The 23,237-nt window shown below is 67.0% G+C and carries 19 protein-coding genes; 4 read left to right on the top strand and 15 right to left on the bottom strand.

Annotated elements, in window-relative coordinates; all coding sequences use genetic code 11:
• The first annotated feature begins 167 nt into the window (after positions 1-167).
• Genes rfbB through rfbC form a run of 4 tightly spaced genes read left to right on the top strand, consistent with a single transcriptional unit; the run spans position 168 to position 3,670 of the window.
• Positions 168-1,253: a dTDP-glucose 4,6-dehydratase gene (gene rfbB, locus FJ309_11930; GenBank protein ID MBM3955305.1), complete on the top strand. Its 1,086-nt coding sequence runs from the start codon at positions 168-170 to the stop codon at positions 1,251-1,253.
• A 26-nt stretch (positions 1,254-1,279) separates the two neighbouring features.
• On the top strand, positions 1,280-2,188 hold the full coding sequence (gene rfbD, locus FJ309_11925; GenBank protein ID MBM3955304.1) for a dTDP-4-dehydrorhamnose reductase: 909 nt from the start codon (positions 1,280-1,282) through the stop codon (positions 2,186-2,188).
• Between the two features lie 13 nt (positions 2,189-2,201).
• Positions 2,202-3,107 carry a glucose-1-phosphate thymidylyltransferase RfbA gene (rfbA, locus tag FJ309_11920; GenBank protein ID MBM3955303.1) on the top strand — a complete coding sequence of 302 codons (906 nt, stop codon included), beginning with the start codon at positions 2,202-2,204 and terminating at the stop codon, positions 3,105-3,107.
• Positions 3,104-3,670 carry a dTDP-4-dehydrorhamnose 3,5-epimerase gene (gene rfbC, locus FJ309_11915; GenBank protein ID MBM3955302.1) on the top strand — a complete coding sequence of 189 codons (567 nt, stop codon included), beginning with the start codon at positions 3,104-3,106 and terminating at the stop codon, positions 3,668-3,670. The genes rfbA and rfbC overlap by 4 nt, the downstream gene beginning before the upstream one ends.
• Here the strand turns inward: rfbC and FJ309_11910 are convergent.
• The 15 genes from FJ309_11910 to FJ309_11840 form a co-directional block, all read right to left on the bottom strand.
• Positions 3,649-4,821: a glycosyltransferase family 4 protein gene (locus FJ309_11910; GenBank protein MBM3955301.1), complete on the bottom strand. Its 1,173-nt coding sequence runs from the start codon at positions 4,819-4,821 to the stop codon at positions 3,649-3,651. The two genes, rfbC and FJ309_11910, sit on opposite strands and share 22 nt — an antisense overlap.
• Positions 4,822-5,976: an NAD-dependent epimerase/dehydratase family protein gene (locus FJ309_11905; GenBank protein ID MBM3955300.1), complete on the bottom strand. Its 1,155-nt coding sequence runs from the start codon at positions 5,974-5,976 to the stop codon at positions 4,822-4,824.
• Positions 5,868-7,214, bottom strand: a complete 1,347-nt coding sequence (locus FJ309_11900; GenBank protein ID MBM3955299.1) for a glycosyltransferase family 4 protein — start codon at positions 7,212-7,214, stop codon at positions 5,868-5,870. The genes FJ309_11905 and FJ309_11900 overlap by 109 nt, the downstream gene beginning before the upstream one ends.
• 18 nt (positions 7,215-7,232) lie before the next feature.
• Positions 7,233-10,520, bottom strand: a complete 3,288-nt coding sequence (locus tag FJ309_11895; protein ID MBM3955298.1) for a UTP--glucose-1-phosphate uridylyltransferase — start codon at positions 10,518-10,520, stop codon at positions 7,233-7,235.
• Entirely contained in the window at positions 10,517-11,347 is an 831-nt protein-coding gene (locus FJ309_11890; protein MBM3955297.1) for a UTP--glucose-1-phosphate uridylyltransferase, read from the bottom strand. Before FJ309_11890 ends, FJ309_11895 begins: the two co-directional genes overlap by 4 nt.
• A 27-nt stretch (positions 11,348-11,374) precedes the next feature.
• Positions 11,375-12,571 carry a glycosyltransferase gene (locus tag FJ309_11885; GenBank protein MBM3955296.1) on the bottom strand — a complete coding sequence of 399 codons (1,197 nt, stop codon included), beginning with the start codon at positions 12,569-12,571 and terminating at the stop codon, positions 11,375-11,377.
• Positions 12,568-14,193, bottom strand: coding sequence for a hypothetical protein (locus FJ309_11880; protein ID MBM3955295.1), 1,626 nt, complete (start codon positions 14,191-14,193; stop codon positions 12,568-12,570). The genes FJ309_11885 and FJ309_11880 overlap by 4 nt, the downstream gene beginning before the upstream one ends.
• A gap of 101 nt (positions 14,194-14,294) precedes the next feature.
• The gene (locus tag FJ309_11875; protein ID MBM3955294.1) at positions 14,295-15,767 is read right to left on the bottom strand and encodes a bifunctional heptose 7-phosphate kinase/heptose 1-phosphate adenyltransferase; all 1,473 of its coding nucleotides are present in this window, start codon (positions 15,765-15,767) and stop codon (positions 14,295-14,297) included.
• A gap of 39 nt (positions 15,768-15,806) precedes the next feature.
• Positions 15,807-16,391: an SIS domain-containing protein gene (locus FJ309_11870; GenBank protein MBM3955293.1), complete on the bottom strand. Its 585-nt coding sequence runs from the start codon at positions 16,389-16,391 to the stop codon at positions 15,807-15,809.
• Positions 16,392-16,399: 8 nt separating this feature from the next.
• Complete coding sequence (locus FJ309_11865) at positions 16,400-17,632, bottom strand: glycosyltransferase family 9 protein (GenBank protein MBM3955292.1); 1,233 nt, start codon at positions 17,630-17,632, stop codon at positions 16,400-16,402.
• Between the two features lie 82 nt (positions 17,633-17,714).
• Positions 17,715-18,884 (bottom strand): glycosyltransferase family 9 protein, encoded by a 1,170-nt coding sequence (locus tag FJ309_11860; GenBank protein ID MBM3955291.1) that lies wholly within the window; start codon positions 18,882-18,884, stop codon positions 17,715-17,717.
• A gap of 6 nt (positions 18,885-18,890) precedes the next feature.
• The gene (locus tag FJ309_11855; protein MBM3955290.1) at positions 18,891-19,790 is read right to left on the bottom strand and encodes a glycosyltransferase family 2 protein; all 900 of its coding nucleotides are present in this window, start codon (positions 19,788-19,790) and stop codon (positions 18,891-18,893) included.
• A gap of 27 nt (positions 19,791-19,817) precedes the next feature.
• Positions 19,818-20,666 carry a glycosyltransferase family 2 protein gene (locus FJ309_11850; protein ID MBM3955289.1) on the bottom strand — a complete coding sequence of 283 codons (849 nt, stop codon included), beginning with the start codon at positions 20,664-20,666 and terminating at the stop codon, positions 19,818-19,820.
• Between the two features lie 8 nt (positions 20,667-20,674).
• Positions 20,675-21,769 (bottom strand): glycosyltransferase family 4 protein, encoded by a 1,095-nt coding sequence (locus FJ309_11845; GenBank protein MBM3955288.1) that lies wholly within the window; start codon positions 21,767-21,769, stop codon positions 20,675-20,677.
• An 88-nt stretch (positions 21,770-21,857) separates the two neighbouring features.
• On the bottom strand, positions 21,858-23,189 hold the full coding sequence (locus tag FJ309_11840; GenBank protein MBM3955287.1) for a glycosyltransferase: 1,332 nt from the start codon (positions 23,187-23,189) through the stop codon (positions 21,858-21,860).
• Between the last annotated feature and the right edge of the window lie 48 nt (positions 23,190-23,237).

The following is a 23,237-nucleotide window of genomic DNA, read 5'->3' as shown; positions in this document are numbered from 1 at the left end:
TTGCGACCGGGGCAGATCCCCCGCGGTCTCGCGACCGGTCTTTCCGGCCGGAGGTCAGGGCCGAGGTCGGCTTGACACGACCCCGGCGAGCGGGAGATCCTCGATCGGTCCGAGATGTCGTGGCGCCCTCTCCGTGCTCGAATGTTCTCCCCCGTAGGCCTCCGCAGATGATTCTCGTCACCGGCGGAGCCGGTTTCATCGGCACCAATTTCATTCTCGGGTGGCTCGCCCGGAATGACGAACCGGTCATCAATCTCGATCTGGTCACGTATGCCGGGAATCCGGCGAACCTCACCTCCCTCAATGCCGATCGGCGCTACCGCTTCCAACGCGGCGACATCGCCGATCGGGAATTGGTGTCGGGCCTGCTGCGTGAGTCGGCGCGCGACGGTGACGCGATCCGCGCGATCGTCCATTTCGCCGCGGAGAGCCACGTCGACCGGTCGATCCATGGCCCCGAGGCGTTCGTCCAGACCAACGTGGTCGGGACGTTCCGGTTGCTCGAAGCGGCACGGGCCCACTGGTCGGCGCTGCCCCCCGGCCGGCGCGAGCGGTTCCGGTTCCTCCATGTCTCCACCGACGAGGTCTATGGATCGCTCGCCACCACCGACCCGCCGTTCCGTGAGACCGACCGTTACGAGCCCAACAGCCCCTATTCGGCCAGCAAGGCGGCGTCCGACCACCTCGTGCGCAGCTACCACCACACCTACGGCCTACCCGTGGTGACGACCAACTGCTCGAACAACTACGGTCCCTACCAGTTCCCCGAGAAGCTGATTCCGCTGTGCATCCACAACGCGTTGGCCGGGAAGCCGCTGCCGATCTACGGCGACGGCAGGCAGATCCGCGACTGGCTGTACGTCGAGGATCATTGCCTGGCGATCGAGCGGGTGCTCGAGGCAGGCACCGAGGGGGAGACGTACAACGTCGGCGGCTGGAACGAACAGGCCAACATCGACGTCGTCACCACGATCTGCGGAATTCTCGACGAGGAGCGGCCGCGAGCTGGGAACGCACGACACGCGGACTTGATCACGTTCGTCAAGGATCGGCCGGGGCACGACCGGCGCTACGCGATCGATGCCGGCCGGATCGAGCGCGACCTCGGGTGGCGCCCGCGCGAGACGTTCGCCACGGGCATCCGCAAGACGATCCGCTGGTACCTCGACAACGAGGCGTGGGTCGCGAGCGTCGTCAGCGGAGCCTACCGGGAATGGATCGACCGGCAGTACGGCGCCCCGGGGCGAACGTGACCGGCCTCCGGCCCGGTGGATGAACAATGAAAATCGTGATCCTCGGCAGCCAGGGGCAGGTCGGCGGTGAATTGGGCTCGGCACTCGCGCACCTTGGCAAGATCGTCGCCCTCGGCCGGCACGAGTGCGATCTCTCCGTTCCCGGCCGGGGCGCCGCGGTGATCGCGGAGCAGCGCCCCGATGTCGTCGTCAACGCGGCGGCCTACACGGCGGTGGACCGCGCCGAGGCGGAGCCGGACCTCGCGCACCGGATCAACGCCGATGCGGTGGCCGAAATCGCCACTGCCGTCGGGAGTCGAGGTGGCCTGTTGATTCACTATTCGACCGACTACGTCTTCGATGGCACCAAGCCGGGGCCGTATCGCGAGGACGACCCGACGGCCCCGCTCGGCGTCTACGGGCGGACCAAACTGGCCGGTGAGCGGGCGGTGCTGGCCTCGGGGTGCCGGCACGTCGTGTTCCGCACCAGTTGGGTGCACGCGGCGCGGGGCACGAACTTCATCCGCACGATCCTCCGGCTCGCCGCCGAGCGCGACACCGTTCGCGTGGTCGACGACCAATTCGGCGCCCCCACCGGCGCGCCCCTGATCGCCGCGGTCACGGCGCGGGCGATCGAGCGTTTCGGTGCGGGGTCGGCCGCCACCCCTGGGCTCGTTCACCTCGCGGCTGCCGGAGCGGCGTCGTGGTACGAGGTCGCCCGCTTCGCGCTTGCCGAAGCGGCACGGCGTGGGGCCCGATTGCGGGTGTCGGCCGAGTCGGTCGTGCCGATCGGCAGCGCCGACTACCCCACCGCCGCTCGGCGCCAGGCCAATTCACGTCTCGACACGGAGCGGCTGAGAACCGTGCTCGGCCTCGCGCTTCCACCGTGGGAAGATGGCGTCCGCGAGACCGTGGCGGCGATCGTGGCCGAGGCGGGCCGCGCGGCCGTGGCGTGAGGAGGCGACGGAGATGGAACGCAGGGGCATCATCCTCGCCGGCGGCGCGGGCACGCGTCTCCATCCGCTGACGCGCGTCGTCTCGAAGCAGTTGCTGCCGGTCTACGACAAGCCGATGGTCTACTACCCGCTGGGCGCGCTATTGCTGGCGGGGATCCGCGAGATCCTCCTGATCTCAACCCCCGAGGACACGCCGCGGTTCCGCGAGTTGCTCGGCGACGGCGCCGAGTGGGGGCTGTCGCTCGACTACGCGGTGCAGCCCCGGCCGGAGGGCCTTGCCCAGGCGTTCTTGATCGGCGATGAATTTCTCGCCGGCCGGCCATCGGCCCTCGTCCTCGGCGACAACATTTTCTATGGCCACGATCTCGCCGGCCGGCTCCGGAATGCCGCCGGGCGGAGCCGGGGGGCGAGCGTGTTCGCCTATCCAGTGGCTGATCCGGAGCGGTACGGTGTCGTCGAATTCGATGCCGAGGGCCGGGCAGTGAGCATCGAAGAAAAGCCGACGCGGCCTCGCAGCCGGTATGCGGTGACCGGGCTCTACTTTTACGACGAGCAGGTGGTCGACATCGCCCGGGGCATCCGCCCCTCGGCCCGCGGGGAACTGGAGATCACCGACGTCAACAAGGAGTATCTGTCGCGCGGCGAATTGAACGTCGAGCTCCTCGGCCGTGGCGATGCCTGGCTCGACACCGGCACGTTCGACAGCCTGATCGAGGCCGCGCAGTTCATCCAGACGCTCGAACGCCGGCAGGGGCTGCGGATCTGCTGTCCCGAGGAGATCGTGTGGCGGGCCGGCTGGATCGATGACGGGCAGCTCCGCCGCCTGGCGCGGGCGCTCGGGAAAAGTGGGTACGGCGATTATCTGCTCTCGATCCTCGACGATCCGGAGGTTCGCCGCCCGGGTGGGGTGAATCGATGAACATCGTTCCCACCGCGATCCCCGACGTCCTCGTCATCGAACCACGGGTGTTCGGCGACGATCGTGGGTTCTTCTTCGAGAGCTTCAACCACCGCGCGTTCGCGGCGGCCGTCGGCCGCGACGTGCCATTCGTCCAGGACAACCACAGCCGCAGCGTGGGCGGCGTGCTCCGCGGGTTGCACCTTCAGGACCCGCATCCCCAGGGCAAACTGGTCCGGGTGGCGGTCGGGGCGATCTTCGACGTCGCCGTCGACATCAGGCCCGACTCCCCGTCGTTCAAGCGCTGGGTCGGGGTCGAGCTGTCGGCCACGAACCGCCGGCAGATCTGGGTTCCCCCGGGCTTGGCACACGGATTTTTAGTGATTTCCGACGTCGCCGAGTGTCTCTACAAGACGACCGACTACTACGCGCCGCAGGCCGAGTGGACGCTCGCCTGGGACGATCCTGCGATTGGCATCGAGTGGCCGCTCGCCGGGCCGCCGATCCTCTCCGCCAAGGATGCCGCCGGGCTGTCGCTCGACGTCCTGGTGACCCGCCGTGCTCACGTGACGGCTTCCTCGTAAACCCGTAATGTCTCATCTACCATCCGATCAGCGGCGAACCTCTCGCGGGCGAACGTGATCGAGCGTTCGCGCATACTCTGAAACAGGACCGGGTCGGTGATCAGCGCGCCGATTTTGTCGGCCAAGGCGATCGGGTCATCGAACGGAACGATGAACCCGGTCTCGCCGTCGATGGTGGTGTCCCGGGCCCCGGCAGCGGGAGTCCGCACCTGGACGACGCCGCAGCTCATGCCTTCCGCGACGACCAGCCCGAAGCCCTCTTGGCGGCTAGGCAGGGCACCGACATCCGATGCCCAGAGGATGTCCCGTGGGTTGCTGTGGCCGAGAAGGTGCATACGGTCCGCTACGCCACGTTCAACGGCCCGCGCCATGAGCTCGGCCTTGTACTGGACCTGGTTGTGATGCTCGCCGGCGCACAGGATCTCGATTGGGTATCCGCGCTGCTTCAGCAACCCCGCAGCATCGACGAGAACGTCATGTCCCTTGCGATAAACGTACTGACCGATCAGGCACACCACCCATGAGTCCGGTGGCAAGCCGATTTTTTCCCGGGTGATACGCCGCTCCTCGCCCGTCGGTGGACGACAGAACGTGTTGTCAATTGCGTAGCGGACCAGCCGGATTCGACCGGGGGAAATGCCGATGGTCTGCTGGAGAAAGTCGATCATTTCCGAGCTGATCGCGATCGACCGGCTGCCATAGGCTCGCGGAAAAAAGCGGTTGACGAGCCGCCCGACACGGAGTTTTTCGGGTTCCCCGGAGTCCCCGTGGATACAGGAGACGAGTGGCACCGGGTTCCGTCGCAGGGCGTTGCAGAGACTGTACAAACCGGCCATCTGCCCGGAATTCGCCTGGACGACATCGGGCTGGAGTTCATCGACGATCGAATTGATCAATCTCAAGACTCCGAATGCATCGCGAAGGGCGAATGGATTCCAGAGGCGGCGGTAGGAAGGCAATCCTCCCGAGAGCTGCCGGACAATGAATCCTTCACGTTCGAACCAGTCGCGATCGTAGGTCCCCCCGACACCGAACGCCGCGACGCCGACACGGATTCCCCGGTCAATGAGCCCACGTCCGAGTGTACGCATGTAATGCGACACCCCGTATACGTTGAGATTACCGGATAACTGGAGAACACTGCGAATCATTCAGCCCCCTGTGCGCGGATGAGCGGAGGACCCACTGTCGACGTGAGTGGTCGTTCGCAAACCGAGGCCTTCCAACATGATCGATAGTCCCGTACGTGTCGACTGGGGATGAACGAATCCCGTTTCCAGCAACCGGTCGCACGGAAAGTAACCGGGTTTCGTCGCCGCTTTGACTCGTGGTGACGAGAGTGGAGGGTCGATTCCGGTGAGCCAGCCCACGGCGTCGGCGACCGGCGCTGCGACGCGGGCGACCCATAACGGCACCGACCTCGGCGATGGCGCCCCGGTGAGGTCGGCGACGAGGGCGGCTAATTCAGCGATCGTGTGGCCTTCCTGGTCCGCGACGTTGTACACCGCGCAGCCAAGTCGAGTCGGGGAGGCGACGTGGAGGATCGCCGCCACCAGGTTGTCGCGGGAGACGATCGATTTTCTCGCGGCACCGTTCCCGATCAGGCTCGGCTGACCACGGGCCACGCGACGCGCGAAGTTGACGAGATTGGAGCCCCCGTCCGGACCATAGACCGGCGCTGGACGGAGAATCACGGCACTCCGGCCGGGAACGGAGTCCACCCAGGCCCGCACGGCGGCCTCGGCACGAGCCTTCGAGGCGCCGTACGGCTCGCAGGTTTCCGGGGCGGCTGCTTCAGTGATCGGTCCGGCTGATCGCTTCACTGCCATGACGGAGCTTATGAAAATGAAGCGTTCGATACCGGACCGCGCTGCCCACTCAAGCCAGGCCTCCGTGCCCTGCACGTTGACACGATAAAGATCGTTGGTGTCGTTGCCTCGAGGCCCGGCGGACTGCCGAACCTCGAGGTGGACGATCGCATCGGCCGGCGGGCTAGCCGGCGTCGATCCGAGGAGATCGGCTCGGCTCCGTGCGATCCATCCGCCGGGAACATTCTCCGGTGGACTGCGCCCGATCGCCATCCCGGTGTGGCCGCACCGCGCGGCTGTCGCAAGGAGACAGCGCCCGACGAACCCACTGGCACCGGTGATCACCAGCCGCATCGATGGTACACTCCCTCGATCAGATGGTGGTCCATTCAGGACGCTAATTCCTCGATCCAGCGGGCGAAGGCCGGGTAGATCCGCTCCCGGTCGAACCGACGCGACGCCATCGCCCGTGCGCCGTCGCGGCATCTCTTCATCCATTCCCTATCAAGCGCCAGACGCGTGATCGCATCGGCCAACGACGCCGCGTTCCCCGCGACATAGTCGAGCCCGGCTTCGTATTCCATGATCAGGTCGGACAATTCACCCGGCAGCCCGTTGACGATCGCCAAGCCGGCAGCTGCATAGTCCGCTGCCTTGTACGGGACGGCGACCCGTGACGAGGGCTTCACGAGGACCAACCCGACGTCGCACGAGTCGAGAAGGCGGGCGTAGGCGCGGCGATCGAGAAGGCCGTGCACGACGACCTCCGTCTTCCCACCGATCCGTTCGGCGGACGAGCGGAGGTGATGATCGAGGCTCCCGGTGCCGGCGACGTGAAGCTCGGTCAAGGCGGGGCCCGTCGCGAGCAGCCGCGCTGCGGCGAGGAGGGTGTCGAGGTCCTGGCTACGCTCGAGCGTTCCCGTGTAGACGCAGCGCAGTGGCTCCGGCACCGTCACGGGGCCGCGCTCCTCGTCGGGATGCCGACGGGGAGGCGGCGTGAACTCCTCGACGTACGCCCCGAGGTAGCAGACATGCGTCGCCGTGCCGGGCTCGAGCTCACCACGGACGGCTTCGAGATATGTCGCCGTCGATGAAGAAACCGCATCAGCGGCCGCCAGGATTCGCCGTCGCCGTTTGCGCATCGCGCCGAGCACGATCGGCGCGATCCACCGGACCAGCCACTCCGGTCCGGGCAGGAGGCGTTCGAAGGTCTCCGGCCACAGATCCATCAGGTCGACGACGACGTGTGCGTCGAGCCGCTTGCCGAGATCGAGAGCGGCTTCCGGGCCTTCCAGGGGTGGCAGGCTGGCAAGGATAACGTCGGGGCGCTCGAGGTGACCGGCAGCCATCTCCTCGGCAGCGATCCGCGTGATCTGACGACCGAAGTCGCGATGGCTCCACAGCCTGGCCAGCGACACGTTGCGGCGGTACGGGCGAACCGCGACCGCTCGGATCGAGAAGCCTTCGTCGGCAGCGATCGCCGTGGCGACGACACGCGATGCCTTCCGGCGGTGGCTCCAGGCGGCCGTCCACCAGGTGACATCGTGGCCGCGGCCGGCGAGGACGCGGGCGAGCGTCCAATAGCGGAGGGGTGGAAGACCCTCGCCGGGGACATCGTCGAACGGATTGACCAACCAGATCGACAGCGGCCGGGGCGTCAACTCCGCACGGGTCATGGCGAGAGCGTAGCACAAGCCGAGAGGGGGCACGAGGGGCAGGGCCGCTGCCCGTTCCACGCGCTCGGGACTGGTCCGTCAGTCCCAGTCGCCGAGCCGTTCGACATGGGCCGCAGATCCGTCCCGGAACCAGCCGTCGAGCTGGCTGATGTCCTTGAGCTGTTGGCCGCGGAGTCGGGAGACGACGAAGAACCGACAGGCCACCTCCGGGAGCGCCGTCATGTCGCCCCACAGCTTCTCGAACTGCGTCACGGGCAGGACGTCCTCCTGCCCGTGGCCCCAGCGGCGCTTGACATCTTTGAGCGTGACGTAGGTCGGCATGCGCCCTGCGAGTCGGCGGACGGCCGCTGTCACACGCGGGCCAGAGTCGGCGGTGGCCAGATCGTGCCGTGACAGCCCGAACAGTTCGAGGAGCCGGTCGATGTCGATCCAGGTCGAGAGCGTGTTGTAGTAGCGGAGGCGGAACTCGATCGCTTCGTCGGGCATCGCCAGCCCCTCGACGAGACGGGGGCGGCCGTCGACGCGGGCCAACCCGCCACCCCGATCCTCGATCCGCCGTGGGATGACCTCCACGCCGAGGCACGCGCCGCTGGCGATGTGCCGCCCGAGCAGCGCCGGATCGACGTCGGCACCGACGGTGTCGACGTTGTGGAGGAACAGCCAGCGGAGCTGCGGCCGATCGGCACACAGTTTCGCCAGCGTGCCGTTGAGCAGCATGTTGGGAATCTCGTACCAGTGGCCGACGGGGTGGAGACACTGGTGCGGAAGATTGGCCGTGTAATCACTCCCCTCGCCGGTCTGCCTGGCCCAGGCCGCCAGCGCCGCCTGCTGGCTGTCGCGCAGTTTCTGTTTCTGCTCGTCGAGGCGCTGGTGGGCAAGCTCCGTCCACGCGAACTCGAGGTCGCGCGTCATCGGCACCAAACGCAGGCCGACGGAGCGACCCGGTGAGAGCACCACCGGCAGGCCGGCTGCCGCGATCTGCCCGTGGGTGAGCCAACTGGTCGTGACGACGTGCGGCAGCGGCATGCCGTGGAGACGCCCGGTCCGCCGTGCCTTGGCGACATGGACCTCGAGGAAGCTGCGATGCCGCCCGGCCAGCCGGCAGAACGGATGAAGCGCCTTGACCACGCCGGCCCCCTGGGTCCAGCGGCTCCCGACTCCGGCCGCCAGCGAGACGACCGCCACCTCCCCGCGAGCCAACGCGTCCTGGCCGAGCGCGAGATGATCGCGATCAGGCTCCGGTGAATCCGCGATGTCGACGTCGCCGTCGGCGACGTCCTCGACGGTCACCGATGCCTGGAGCCGGTTGTGCGCCAGGCCGATCCGGCCGGCGATCAGGTCGGCGCGAATTCGCTCGTGCTGAACGTCGTCGAACCCCAACTCCGCGAGGAGCGTGTGGAGGTCGGCCGCAGTTCCGCTGCCGCCACCGTGGGGAAACAAGCGGTCGAAGAGAGCCTGGACGAGCCCGCCGAATGCCTCGTCGTTGCGGCACGCGGTACCGAAGGCCTCGAGCTCGGCTCGGCGCGTCGGTGACAGGCGGGTGTGATCGGAGCGGATGAGGTCGGGAACCGTCAGCGAGTAATACCCGGGCGGCATCAGGCCGGCGGTGCCGTCGCGCCGCAGTTCGCACCACGTGCCGCGATCATTGACGGCGAAATCGTAGACGACCGGTTCCATGGCGAACGGCAGCGCGGCATCGAGATTCCGCTTGGCCGTCGCCATGATTTCGGACAGCGCCGCCTGGGCTTCACACTTGACCCCGGGATCGACGATGAACCCCATCCCGCCCCCCGACATGCCGCCGAGCATCCAGAATCCCCAGAAGCGGTCGTCGAAACGGCGTTGCACCTCGGAGATCAATGTCTCGGTGTAAAGGTTGGTGGCCCAGGGAATGATCGTCTGGATCGGTCCGCGGAAGTTGCGCGTCGTGGCGGCGGCCACCCGGCGGATGTCCCCCGCCGCGACCCCGGCCACGATGTCGTCGAGGATCCGGCCGGCCTCCTGACGCGCCTCCCACTCGGCCTCGGAGCGGAGCAAGTACTTCTCCGTCACCATCTCGAGGATCGGGCCGACGTTTTGCGCCATGCCACCGTGGACGAGGACGAGCGACTCCTGGAGTGCACCGGCGATCGGGACCTGTTGATGGCGCGGGAGAAGACGGCCGCGGCTGGTGCCGAACTCCGGGTCTCCCTCCGCGGCGACCACCCCATGGATCAATTTCGCCGCCGGCCAGACTCCGCCGGAGTCCTGCCAACCGCCGCCGCTGCCGCCGAGCCATTCGCCGAGAATTGCCCGCGCCGCCACCAACCGTCGCTCGGGCTCGGTCAGGCCCCCGTCCAAGGCAGTCACCTGCCCAGTGGCCCGCATGCACACGGCGATCAATCCGGCGAGCAGATTGGTCGATACCGCGAGCCGTGAGCCCTTCGGGATCCCGTTGACGTGGCTGACCAGTTCCACTCCCCGCCCCGGTCCGGCGAGTTGTTCGAGCAACTCGCGCAGGCAGATGCCGGAGCCCTCGACCCCGGGGGGCACGACCCCGGCGGCGATCACCGCCGCCTTGAGCAACCCGAGATAGTCGCGTCCGAATGCGAAGATTTCGGTGATGTCGCTGATCTCGGCGGTCGCGCCGAGATCGACGCTCGTCAGCCGGAGCACGGGGCTGTCGATGACCCGGAACCACGCCTCGACCGGGGGCCGTGGGCAGGGATCGCGGCCGTGCACCGCCAGGTCGATCGAGATGTTGAGGACCCGCGCCCCCTCGGGAAAGTCCATGCCGAGGAAGAAGATGTCGCTCCACCCGGCGTGCGACAGGTCCATTCGCACAGGGGTCGATTCCCTGAGGACCGGAAACGTCCCGTCGGGCCCCGGAGCGAGCAACTCCGGGCGGATACGGAGCGGCTGCTCCCCCGGGTGTCCGATCCGGAACATCCACTGGTTGCCACGCAGGCTTCGCACGCTCCGCCTCACCTGGTCGGCGAGCGTCTGCAGGCCCAGCTCGCGGTACGCCGCCGCCAGGCAACTGGAGAGGGCGTCGGACGGGCCGCTGGTCCGCTGAGCCTCGAGAAACACCCCGATCGCCTCGGAGAACCGCCGCGCGAGCAGGTGCTCGTGACCGGCGTGGGGCACGAGCCCCGCTCCCCGGCCGAGGAGCAGCGGCGGCAGGTGGAAGCGGTGGATGGCGTAGAGGAAGAACAGCGCACGGACGCGGTGGTACAGGTTGGGGCTGGTGCGGCGGAAGTCGTCGAGGGCCTCGGCCTCCGCCAGCAGCGTGGCGAGGTCGGCCGTCGCACACAGGGCATCCACCGACCGGTTACGGATCGCCGGTTCGACGGCGGTGATCGTCGCGACGAGTTGGCTCGATCTCATGGCTGGCGTGCGAGTTGCTCGACGAGGAGGGACAGCACCTCGTCCCGGTCGGCGCCCACCAGCGCCAATGCCAGCTGCGCCGTGAACAGACCGTAGGTCGTGCCGAGGTTGTAGCGGCTGCCATCGACCTCGTACGCCAGGTAACGCTCACGCTCGGCGAGCAGGGCCAGGGCCGGCGACAACTGGCGATGGCCCTCGTCGGCGAGACCGTCGAGGAGCCCGAAGACCGTCGGCGGGAGGACGTGGATCCCGAAGAAACACAGGTAGTGCCCGGCGCGCAGCCCGGGCACGATCAGGTCCTGCTCGGCGCGGGTCGGCGTCGGCTTCTCGATCACCGTGGTGATCTCGTACAGCCGGTGGTCGCCGTGGCGTCTGCGCCCACCGACGGTGCCGAAGAACGGCAGCAGGTGTTCACGGGTCGACTGGACCGCCGAGACGGCGCACCCCTCGGTCCGTGCCACCGCCACGACCTGCTCGGCGCAGCAGCGGTCACCGCGGGCGACCGACAGATGATCGCCGACGAAATGGAGGAACGGCTCGTCGCCGACGAAGCGGCGGGCCCTGCCGATCGCGTCACCGTAGCCGAGCGGTTCGGCCTGCGGGATCAGCTCCAGCCGGCTCGCGGCCGTGCCAGCGGCGCGGCGGTATGCCTCTTCGCTCCCCGGCCGGACGATGACGGCGATCTCGCCGGCCCCGGCAGCGACGGCTTCGCCGATGACGATCGCCAGCGCGGTCTTCACCGTCCCGTCACGATCGACAAGCCGTTGGAGCGGCAGTTCGTGCTGGGCAGCACCGGCGGCAGTGATCACGGTGCGGCGGATGTTCATCGGGAAAGGCCGGGTGCGGAGGCGATGTCAGTCGAGCAACGCGGCCGCGAGCGCCGGTTCGTAGAGTTCGGTGAGGTGGCGAGCCGCGATCGTCTCCCAATCGTATTCCCTGCGCACCCATTCCGCACCCCGCTTCCCCATCGCGGCGAGATCCGCGGATCGAATCGTCGTCGCCACACGGAGGGCTCCAGCGAGCGCCGCTGTCGTCGGTTCGACCCACCAGCCGCAGCCGTGGTCGACGACACCCTGCCACGGTGCCGCCGTCGAGGCCACCACCGGCACTCCGGCCGACAGGGCCTCACCCACCACCAGCGAGAACGCCTCGGACCGAGACGGGAGGACGAAGAGATCCAGGCCAGTGAGGAAATCGCCGAGCTCCTCGCGCGCGACCGATCCGCGGAGCTCGACGAGGTGGTCGATTCCGAGGCTCAGGCACCGGCCGCGGAGCGTGGCCACATAGTCCGGATCGCCCGGCCCCGCCACGACCAGCCGCCAGCCCTCCGGCGCGACGGTCTTCCACGCGTCGAGCAGCGACTCGAGATTCTTGATCGGCAGGATCCGCCCCAGGCAGGCCGCAACGCGGGGAGCCCCCGGTCGGCGCTCGGAGCGGATGACCCCGGCGATCGGCTCGATCCCCAGCGGCAGTAATCGCGCGTGGCAGCCGGGGAACCGTCGTTCGAGCTCCTCGGCCTCGTCGGGTGACGTGGCATGGAGGGTGTCGGCATTGGCGATCATCCGCCGGACCGCGAGAGCCAGTGCGGCCTGCTTTCGCCACGGGCTCTTTCGGAGGGCGTCGCGGCGCAGCATCCCGTGCGGTGACACCGTCACGCCACAGCCGGCGGCTCGGGCGGCCGCCACGGCGGCGATCACGGGCAGCACCCACACTCCATGGGCGTGGACGACAAGCTGCCGGCCGCGCTGCCGTGCAGCGATCGCACGGCGGGCGACGATGTTGCGCACGGCCACCGCCGCCACGGCCTGCCCCTGAGGTGTCCACGAACGGCGAACGGCGTCCACCTCGACTCCCGAGAGGTAGTCCGGCGATACCAACGCGGGCGCCACGAACCGGGAGTATTGTCCGGTGATCGAAACGACGAGCCCGAGTCGCGATAGCCCACCGGCCAGATGGGCGACGCAGACCGGAATGCCGCCGTCGTCGTCGAGGGTGCTGGAGACGAGCACCACCTCAGGCGGGCGGAGGGCCGTGCCGTCACGGGGCTTCATCCCGGGTAGGGCAGGCCGACAGGGTGCGGTGCCATCCCGCGAATCGCCGGTCGGGCAGCGGAAAGCACCGCGTGCCGTGCCGCGCCGGCCGGCGCCTGCTGCTTCACCCAGGTCATTTCTCCGAACACATACGCAGCCGCCACCATGGCCCAGGCGAAGCCGCCCGATCCACCGGTTGAGAAGATCGACACTTCGGTCATCGTCGAACCCATGAACGTCATGAACATCACCAGAGCCGGCGTGTTGCGCTCGACAACGAACGTCAGCAGCAGCGATGCGATGAAGACGACGAAGAAAAACGCCCCGACGACACCGCCTTCCTCGAGAACTGCCGAGGGCAGAAAACCCTTCTCGGCCGGCGCCGTGAACAGCGTCGCGTTCTGGATGAAGAATTGGGTCTTCATGACCTGGAAGCCGATTCCGAATACGGGATTCTCGCGGAAGTTGGCCATGCTCTCTTCCATCTTCCCGACACGGGAAAAGACGACGGAGTTGATGTTCAATTCCAACTCGCCGGTGTCGCTCAACCGGCTGGACTTGTTGATGAACGTCACCAACGCGTTCCCGATCGCGTTATCCACCGCGATGTTGGCGATCACCAGCAGCACGAGTGCTCCGACCCCGACCACGACCGCCGTCGGCCGGCTGATGCTGACACGTCTGATCCATTTGGTGCGAACCGAAGTCGCGAGGAACGGAAAGAGCGTCAGCATCCCAAACGCCACGGAGACAAACGCGGTCCGGGATTTGGACCAGACCATGAACAGCAGCCATGCCGCCAGGAGAGGCCAGACGATCCAGCGGTTTCGATACCTCGTGAAGGTAAACACCATCACGAGCGCGACGACGAACATCGCTGCATAGCTTCCGTGGCAGTTCGGGTGGAGAAACGCGCCCCCGAAATGCGTCGATTGAACACCTTCTCGTACCTGGACGATCCCGCCATTGACGGCGATGGCAACGAGCGCCATCACGGTCGATGCGATGATCAACGAGACGAGCCATTCACCGATATCGAATCGTCTACGAACGAGCACGACCGCACCCGCGAAGACGGCGCTGAAACAGATCCAGAAATTGAGCAGTTTGCTCAACGCGATCAGCGTGTACCACCCGCTGATCACGCTACACATCGCCATGATGAGGCAATAGACGACGAACGAGGTGTAGAATACCTTGGAGAACAACGACGTTCTCAGGGCGATCAGGTCGAATGAAAACCGCGCGAAGGACAGGAGCGGCAGGACCAACCGACACGGCGTCCAGACAAGCGACTTCGGGACCAGCATTTGGTTGGTCATCAGCCCCAACCACATGATGAGCACCGCCTTGAAGGCCAACTCGGGGCTGCGAAAAGTCATTACCACGAGGATCGCGAAGAACACGCCGGCGCCGACGTTGCCGAAGTAATTCAGTAGCAGCATCAGCACGATGACGAGGGCATCCTTCGCGACCCGGCCGAGCGCGAGTGGCGCGCTCTGGCGGCTTGGTACCCTTCCCGGGATTCCACCCGAGGGGTGCAATCGGTTGAGCGGCAGGGGCGGGAGAGCGTGCGGCAAAGGCCCGCGCGGCAGCGTGGGATTGGCGGTCGCGAAGGCGGGAAGCGGATTGAGCATGTTCATCGTGCCAGGAGCGGGAAACCGAAACCCCTTCGGCGTAGTCTACAACGGTCGATTGACCCGCGCCGCGCGAAGTCGTCCGGGTTTGTTGGCTGGGCGAGGACTCATCGTTCGCGAGCTGCCGCGGCAATCCGATCGGCGATGTTGGTCGTGGAGACCCCGGGTACGAACAGCGGGGTCACCACCCGACCCCCGCGGGCCGTCACGATGTCGGCCCCGACCACGGCCGTCGCCGAATAATCCCCCCCCTTGACGAGCACGTCCGGTCCGATCGCGCGGATCAGTTCCAGCGGCGTGTCTTCGTCGAATTCACACACGCACGCGACACTCGACAGGCCCGCGAGCACCGCCTGCCGCGCCGCCGACGGCAGGAACGGCCGGGGTGGTCCCTTGAGCCGGCGGACGGAGGCGTCGGAATTGAGGCCGACGACGAGGAAATCGCACTCCCGAGATGCCGCTTCCAGTAGCGCCACATGCCCGTGATGGAGGATGTCGAAGCAGCCATTGGTGAATCCGATCGTCTTTCCCTCGCTCCGGGCCCGCTGAACCACGCGGAGCAGGTCGGGCTCCGCCAGCACCTTGCCAAGCGACGCGGTCGACTGGCGATCGATCTCGTCCATCACTTCCGACCAAGTGATCCGCGCGGTGCCGATCCGTGACACCTGGAGGCCAGCGGCGACGTTGGCGATGCCACAGGCGCGGTCCAGCTCCAGGCCCTGGGTCATCGCCGCGGCCAGCGTCGCAACGAACGTGTCGCCGGCTCCGGTAACATCGTAAACCTGCTTGGCTTGCGTCGGGATCATCACGACTTTGTCCCCGGAGACGAGCACGAGACCTTGCTCGCCGAGCGTCACCACCACAGCCTCGATCGGCCAGCGGGCGCGGATCTCGCGGGCGGCGCGGATCGCGTCGTCAGGGTCGCGCACTGGGCGGCCGACGACGGTCGCGGCCTCCAGGCGGTTGGGCGTGATGACGGTCGCGCCGGCATACTTCGTGAAAACGGCATCCTTGGGATCGACGACGATCGGCAGGCCGCGGCGGCCCGCTTCTTCGATCACCGCCCTGCAGACCGTCGTGTCGCAAACACCCTTGGCGTAGTCGGAGATGATCACCAGCCGGGTGGTGTCGAGAAACTCCTCGATTCGAGCGATGATCTGGCCGCGAATGTCGGCGCTGGTCAGCGGCAGTTCCTCGTCGAAACGGGCGATCTGCTGATGTGCGGCGAGGAGCCGGTTCTTCGTGGTGGTGGGAATCTCCGGCGTGGCCACTAGACCATCGACAGGCGCGCCGTCGGCTTCGAGGACCGCCCGGAGGCGAGTGGCCGCGGCATCGGTGCCGACGGCACCGACGAGCCGCGGCCGGCATCCCATCGCCGCGACGTTGACCGCCACGTTGGCCGCACCGCCAGGGCGATCGAAGCTGTTTCGCACATGGAGCACGGGGACCGGCGCCTCTGGCGAGATCCGGTCGCACTTCCCCTGGAAGTAGCGATCGAGCATCACATCGCCGACCAGCAGGATCTCCGTCGTGGAGTCGGTGGGCAAGGTTCCTGGCATGGCGATCGGCTTCGAAGTCATGGTCCCGGAATGCGGTCCTGTCAGGTTCGGTGACCGCGCTCAGCGCGGGGTCGACGAGGGTGGAAACATCGTGCGATCGACGAGGTCGCAAATCAGATGCCAGGCGAGTAGTTGCGCCTCCTGAATGCGCGGGGTGTGCGTCGCCGGCACGAGCAGGCAGGCGTCGCACAGTTCGGCCAGTTGGTGGCCGACCGCACCGGTCATCCCGATCGTCGTCGCCCCGGCCGCCCGGCCGTCGGCCAGTGCCTTGAGCACGTTCGGGGAGCGGCCGCTGGTGCTGATCCCGATCACGCAATCCCGCGGCGTGGCATGGGCCCGCACCTGGCGGGCGAAGACGTCGGAGTAGTCGTAGTCGTTGCCGATCGCCGTCAGCAGCGGCCCATTGCAGGTCAGGGCGACGGCCGGGAGCGGACGTCGCTCCATGAGAAACCGGCCGACGAACTCCGCCGCGACATGCTCCGCGTCGGCGGCGCTACCACCGTTGCCGCACAAATAGAGCGTGCCGTGTGCCGACAGGGAGACGACGATACGGTGTGCGATCGCCTCGATCGCTCCGACATGATCGCCGAGGGAGCGCAGGGTGTCGGCTGCGCTGTGGATCTGATTGAGAAGCGACTCATTCATCAGTTGGGCTACCGGAGGTCGGACGTCGCGTGGGGCGTTGACAATAGTTGCCGTACGGCCTCGATCACCGCGGACGGCTCAACGTCGAGAATGCAGTGCGCCTCGCCGGCCGAGCAGGCGCGTTGGCACGGTCGTCGCGCCATCGCCGGTTGAAGGACCCGTCGGGGCACCCCCCAAGGGCCGAACCGGACCGGAGAGTTGGGGTGCGAAGGATCACCATCACCGGGAAACGATGACACCTCCACGCATGGTACCCCGGCCGCGGCGGCCAAGTGAAGCGGACCGCTATCGTTTCCGACGAAAAGAGCCGCCCGGCGCAACAGCGCGACCGTTTGCCCCAGATGGAGGCGACCGGTGAAGTCGTGGCACGTACCGTCGGGCATCAACGCCCGTATTTCGGCCGCCGATTCCCGGTCAGCCGTGGAACCGGCTATGACTACGGACGGGGTATTGCCGTCCGCCACGACGGCGCGACCGACTTCGGCAAACCGACCGGCAGGCCAACGGCGAAAGGCGGCGGCCGCACCTGGGGCGAACACCACCAGTCGCCCACGACTGACGTTGGCGTCGTCGAACAATCGGTCGACGGCGGCGGCGTCCTCGACGGAGTGCCATACGCACGGTTCCCACGAAGCGAGGGCGATCCCGGCAGCCGTCGCCACGGCCCGGTTCGCCAGTACCTCGTGGATGGGCCCGGGTACGGCGACTGGATCAGTAAAGTAGGTCTCGAATCCGGCGCTGTCGCCGGTGCGCCCGGCCGAACCCGTGCCACCGAATCCGATCCGGCGCGGCGCGCCGCTGAACAGCGCGAGAATCGCGGCCCCGTGGGCATCCGTGTTGCGCCGGGGCACGATCGCAACGTCCGGTACGAATGTGCGGAGCCTCGTCGCGGCGATCCACGCCAGGCGGGCGATGCGTCGCGGGTCCACCTGGGAAGCAGGTCCCCAGAACGCGAGCCCGTCCGGCAGCACCGTAACACTGTCGATCAACGGACACGATCGTGCCAGCTCGGCCAGCCCCTGAACCACGGCGAGATGGATCTTCGCGGCCGGATAGGCTTCGCGGAGCGCGACCAGCAGCGGAGTCCCGAGGACGAAATCACCGATGTGATTGGTCTGGAACACCAGAAACGAGCGTGGCGTGCCGGGGAGAACGCGGCGAGTCCATGGCCGGGTCAGCGCGACGTGCACCCGTGGGGAATTGACGATCGCGCGAAGACGCCGGGCGGCGGCGTGGATCATCGACAGGCCGCGGAGTCGTGACGAAAGGGGATCATGGTGGGACGAACGCGCGGCTGGTAATCGGCACGTAGTGGAGGAGCGGTCATCCGCTCACCGTTCGATCGCGGTCGCGGCGCGCGTCGAGGGCTTCATTGATGATCGCGGTGACTTCGGCCGCCCCATACGCACCGTCGTGGGTAGCATCACGCCCAAGGACCAAGGAGGAAGGATAGCCCCATTCTATCCGCTCGTGTTCCGCTGACCGGTAGACACTCGTCAGCACGACCGCCGACGGCACGTCGAAGGCCGCTGCCAAGTGCCATGCCAGATTGGCATTGCACAGCACGAAGTCGGCGTTGGCGATCAGCCCGAACGTTTCGCGCAGGCGGATGCGGCCGGCAAGATTTCGGATCGACGGTGCGGCAGTCGCGATCCGGGTTGCCGAATCGACCGTATCAGTCCCGCCAATGATCGCGAGGGAGACGTCACCCCGATCGTGGAGAGCCTTGGTCACCGCCCGAAAGTCGTCGATCGACCAGCACTTGTAGGGGCTGCTGCTGGCCGGGGCGATGACGACCCGGTACGGCCTGCCAGCCGTCCTGATGCCACTGTCGTTCCACAGGGCAACCCCGCGCTGCAGTTCTTCGGGGGTTAGAAAAATCCGCGGACGTATCGCCGCGGTGGCGTTCAACCCCAGTGTCCGTGCCCGATCGAGCTGCCGCTCGATCATGTGGCGCCTCCCTCTGCCGGTGAACGCACCGGGGGCATCGAACACCGGCCCGACGACCCGCCGGGCGCGAATCCTCAGCAGCATCAGGACGTTGGTGCGTGTCCCGATCGCATCGATGCCAATGCTGAACCGCCTTCGGGCCAGTTCGCGTGCCTCGGGTGAAAACAACAGGAACCGCAATCGTGCCAGGGGAGTCTGGGGCGATACGAAGGCGTTGTCCCATGGCGCAGAGAGCGGGAAAAATTCGTCGACATGGGGGTTATTGGCGACCGTGTCGGCGTTCCAGGGCCCGGCGGCAACGGTGATCTTGGCGTGCGGAAAGCCCCCCCGCAGCGCTTCGAGCAACGGCGTCGTCACCAGCAGGTCACCGATGTGGTTCGCCTGCAGCACGAGGATCGATTCGATGATCGGGTCGCCGTCGAGGGATGGCGGCAGCTGACCTGCGGCGAGAAACGCGATCGCGCGGGCGAGCCGCCAGGGCAGCTGCTGGCGTCGCCGCCGCGTGCCGGCCACGACCATGCCGGACGTCGCGTTACCCGTCACGGGATCTCACCTGGCTTTCCAGGACGGCAGCCCGCGGCACGCCGCCATGAAAGGAAACGCGAGCAGGTACCGTGCCCGCCGTTCCCGCACCTGCAAGGCGAGGGACTGCCAGTACAGCGACCACGCCATCGCCGGGCGCTTTCGATCGACGTAGAAAAGGCTCGCTACCCGGGCCGCTTGGGCGATGTAACGCCGCCGTGGCCCTCGGTTGACCACGCCGCCATAGCCACCGGCTCGCTCCGTGCGGAGCAGATGCCGGATCCCGTCGAACCGATACCGGCTGGTATTGGAGATGCCCTCGGCATGGGTTCGGTACAGGCACAAGGGCGGCGACGATAGCGTGACGAAGCCCGGGAAGGCACCGATCCGCAGCCAGATGTCGACATCCTCGCACGGGGCGGTGGTGAATCCGCCGACGGTTGCAAGCATGTCGCGCCGCATCGTCGTCGCGCTGGGAAGGTGCCATCCGAGGGGCGATCGGAAAAAGGAGTCGTGGCGTGTGAGGGACAGCGGAGGTGGCGTGGCCGACAGCGCGGGCGGATGTCCCGTAAATGCCGTCCAACGGGCGGAGACGATACTCGGCGCGTCAGCGGCGTCGATTGCGGCCTTGAATGTCGCCAGCGTCCAGGGGGGCCAGAGGTCGTCGCTGTCGAGAAAGGCGACGTAGGTGCCCGTGGCGTGCTCGAGCGCGAGATTGCGGGCCGCGCCCGGTCCGGCATTGGCTTGGCGATAGACCTTGATCCGGTCGCCATAGCCGGCAAGAACCGCGAGGGTGTCGTCGGTCGAGCCGTCGTCGGCCACGATGATCTCGTAGTCGCCCTCCTCTTGGGCGAGGACGGAATCGATCGTTGCCGCGATGAACGGTGCGCGGTTATAGCTCGGTATGACGACGGAAAACAGCGGCATGTCGGTTGTCGTGCCGGGCTGCAGGACTCAGGCTTCCCCGGTCCGCTCCGATCGGGAATCACTCAGCGACGAGCGCAACTCGCGGGCTTTGAGCCGCGTCAGGTAATCGTAAAACGCCATCAGCAGGCAGTAGTCGAACCCGGGCCGGCCATCGAGGATCCCGAGCTTGTAGATGTAGAGGTACAGAAACCGGACGACCGGCCGGGCGGGGACTCGATCGGCGACCCATTTGAGGCGCTGCTGGCGGGTTTCCTTCCCGGTGCCTGACGATGCGCCGGGGAGCGACCCGTGTGCGGTGCCGGAGACGATCCGCCGTGCCTCGTCGGACGAGTATTTGTTGTGCCGCGTCACCCAGTCGGTGATGCCGCGGGAGAAGTTGTGGTGGTCGTACGGCTCGCGGATCGTCCCCACCCCGCGCTGGGCCTCGGCGAGGATCTGACCGTGGCCGACCTGGCCGAACCGGGCCTCGCCGCGTTTGAGCAGACGTGCCTGGTAGTAGGGATACATGCTCGCGTGGCGGATCCAGCGCCCCATGAAAAACAGCCGGTTCGCCAGGACGTAGGCGCTGTGCTCGTCGCGGGATGTCACCGTCTCCAGTTCCGCACGGAGCGGCTCGGTAAGGCACTCGTCGGCGTCGAGGTGGAGAATCCAGTCGTGGCGGAAGCCGACCGTGTCGACCGCCCAGTTTCGCTGCGCCGCGAACGAGTCGAACGGCCGCTCCGCGATCCGCACCGGGTAGCGGCGGACGACGTCGAGGGTGCCGTCGGTGCTCCCCGAGTCGAGGACCACGATGTCGGAGCCCGCCGGGAGCGAGTTGAGGCAGCGCGCGACGTTGATCTCCTCGTTCTGGGTGAGGACGAGGATCGAGTAAGGCATGACGGCAGCTACTGTGAGGAGACGGTGTCGCCGACGACCTCGTGGCAGATCGCCTCCACCCGCCGTGCCCACACGCCCGCGGCGTAGCCAGGAGCCACCGCGCGAGCGCGCCGGCCCATCGCCGGCAGCTCGTCGGCGTGGTCGTGGATCCGGCGCAGCGCCGCCGCCAAGGCTGGCGGGTTGGCCGGTGGCACGAGCCAGCCATTGGAATGGGGGTGGAGCAGTTCCACGCCGGCCCCACAGGCCGTCGTGCAGATTGCCGGTAGGCCGGAAGCCAGGGCCTCGGCGAGGACGACACCCCAGGGTTCGTAACGGCTCGGCAGGATGAATGCCCCGTGGTCACGGAGGACGGCCGGCTGATCTCGAGGTTGGACGAAGCCGAGGTCGATCACGCCCTCCGCGCCGGCGACCTGCGGTCCCAGCGCGCCGCGGCCGCAGCAGGTGAGCGACCAGGGAACAGCGACACTCCGGCGGTACGCCGCGTAGGCCTCGAGCAGCACGTCGAGGCCCTTGCTGGCGACATATCTGCCCACGAACAGGAACTTCCGTGGCCAGCCCCCCGGAAGCCGCTCGCGCTCGTCGAGCAGCCCCTCATGGAACAGCCGCTCGTCGTAGGCGTAGACGCCTTTGTGGATCCGTCGCTCAGGAATGCCGATCCGCCGGGCGTGTTCGGCCGCCCGCTCACCGGCCACGAGGACCGCCGCCATTCGCCGAACGTACCGGCGCTTGAAGGGGACGGTGAGTGTCTGCCGCAAGCTGCCGAGCCATGGCGTATCCATCGACATGATGAACGGCACGCGGGCGAGGCCGGGCACGGTGGCCAGCCGTCGATAGGCCGGGAAACCCCAGCCGCACACGAGCACGACGTCAGGGCGCCGTTCCTGCACGAGTCGCTCGACGAGCAGGCCGTCGTCACGTTCGCCGGGGGCGAGGAGGCGATGAGGGATCCCGGCGAGCATTCCACCGTCAAACGCCGTATCGGACGAGGCGTGCTCGTCGGCGTAGGCGATCACCTCAAGATCGATCCCCGGCCGGGCGGACAGCGCCCGCCAGCAGGCCGCCATGTAGCCGGAGATATTGGTCCAACAGATGACGAGTTTCACCGGAGCGACCGGTCGGTCGTGTGAGTACCGACACTCCGACTCAGGTTCGCTCGGCAAAGCATGTCAAGGGCTTGGGCATTAACGGCACTTACGCTACGACAAGCCGCAGTGCCTCGTCGAGGGTGGCCGCCGACTGCACGATACCGGCGGAAACCGGATTCCATGGGCCGACATGCCGTTTGCGTGGAAAGAGGCTACGGGTCGCGAACGACATCCCACGGTGCAGGAATTGCGAGAGCGGAGGGCGTTGCAAGTCATAGTGTGTCAGCCACTGCTCGATCGCTCCCCAACGGACAGCGCCCGGTGGGACGACCGATCCCGGGCGACGTAGTGTGGCGATCGCTGCTGCACGCTCGGCAGGAGTGCAGTGGAGACTGTCGAGTTCGTCAAGGATCCCGATGACGAGCCGTTGCCAATTGACCTGCCATGTGCCGAGCGTAACGGGATGGTGTTCTCGGCATGCCAGCAGCGTCTCCGCGATCGCAGAGGTGATGCAGATCGGCAGCCCACGTTCTTCGAATTCGTCGCGACCGTAGAGGCGGAGAAAGTCGTCGAACACGCTTTGGCCAGTGCTTCGCTGCTGGGAACTGTAGCCGTTCGACCACGGACCGATGTGGGCCACGCACAACACCTCGTCAACGAGCGTGTAGTCGCTGGTCTCAGCGGCCATCACGACACCCGAGCAGACGTCGGGGGAATTCCCCACGAAGAACCGACCCGCGCGTTGCCGGATCCCGTGAACCCTGCTCGAAAGAAACAGGGAATTGTAGATCATCGGCGCGAAATGCAGATGCTGAGATTGGTCAAACCAGGCATCGAGAAGGGGGGCTGTCGGGATCTCTTTTACATCGCCGCTGCAGGCCAAGGTAAACAGCTTTTGCCGCTCGCCGCAGAAGGTCACCTTGCGGTAGTTGACGACGGAAGGTCGCGTCGCGCGAAGCGCCGTCAGCAACCGCTTGATTCCACCAGTGAGAAACACGTCTTTGTCGGAAATGTATCCAACGTATTCCCCCCGAGCAACGTTCAGTCCGCGCTCCCAGTTGTCATGCATGCTGAGTGGTCGATCTGCGGTCTGCACCACCACTCGGCGATCGGATGCAAACGTATCGCGAAGCGAGGGCTTGTCCGAATTCTCCAGAACGATCACCTCCACATCGTCCGTGTGGGACTGGAGAACGGACCGCACCGCGCGGGTTGCCAGTTCGGCTCGATTCCGTGTGGGGACGACGATACTGGTCAGAAGTGCCGGCACGTGGAGAGTCTCCTGGTGTGATCGAAGGTAATGGTGAACCGCGGTCTTCGGGTTGTCGCCGGGTCCCCACGGACGGTCTGGGTAGAGATCAGGGCAATCGCATCTTCTGAGAGCGGCACAAGTATTGCGGTGAGTCGTCGAAAGGCAAGCGGGCGGCGGTGGCCGCACGTCGTTTCGCCTGTGTCACGGAGGACGACTTGTGATTGTTTCAACGAC

The sequence above is a fragment of the Planctomycetota bacterium genome (genome assembly GCA_016872555.1).
GTDB lineage: Bacteria > Planctomycetota > Planctomycetia > Pirellulales > UBA1268 > F1-20-MAGs016.
Note: the sequence above shows the minus strand (reverse complement) of the source record. Positions and strands in the feature narration are given on the sequence as shown.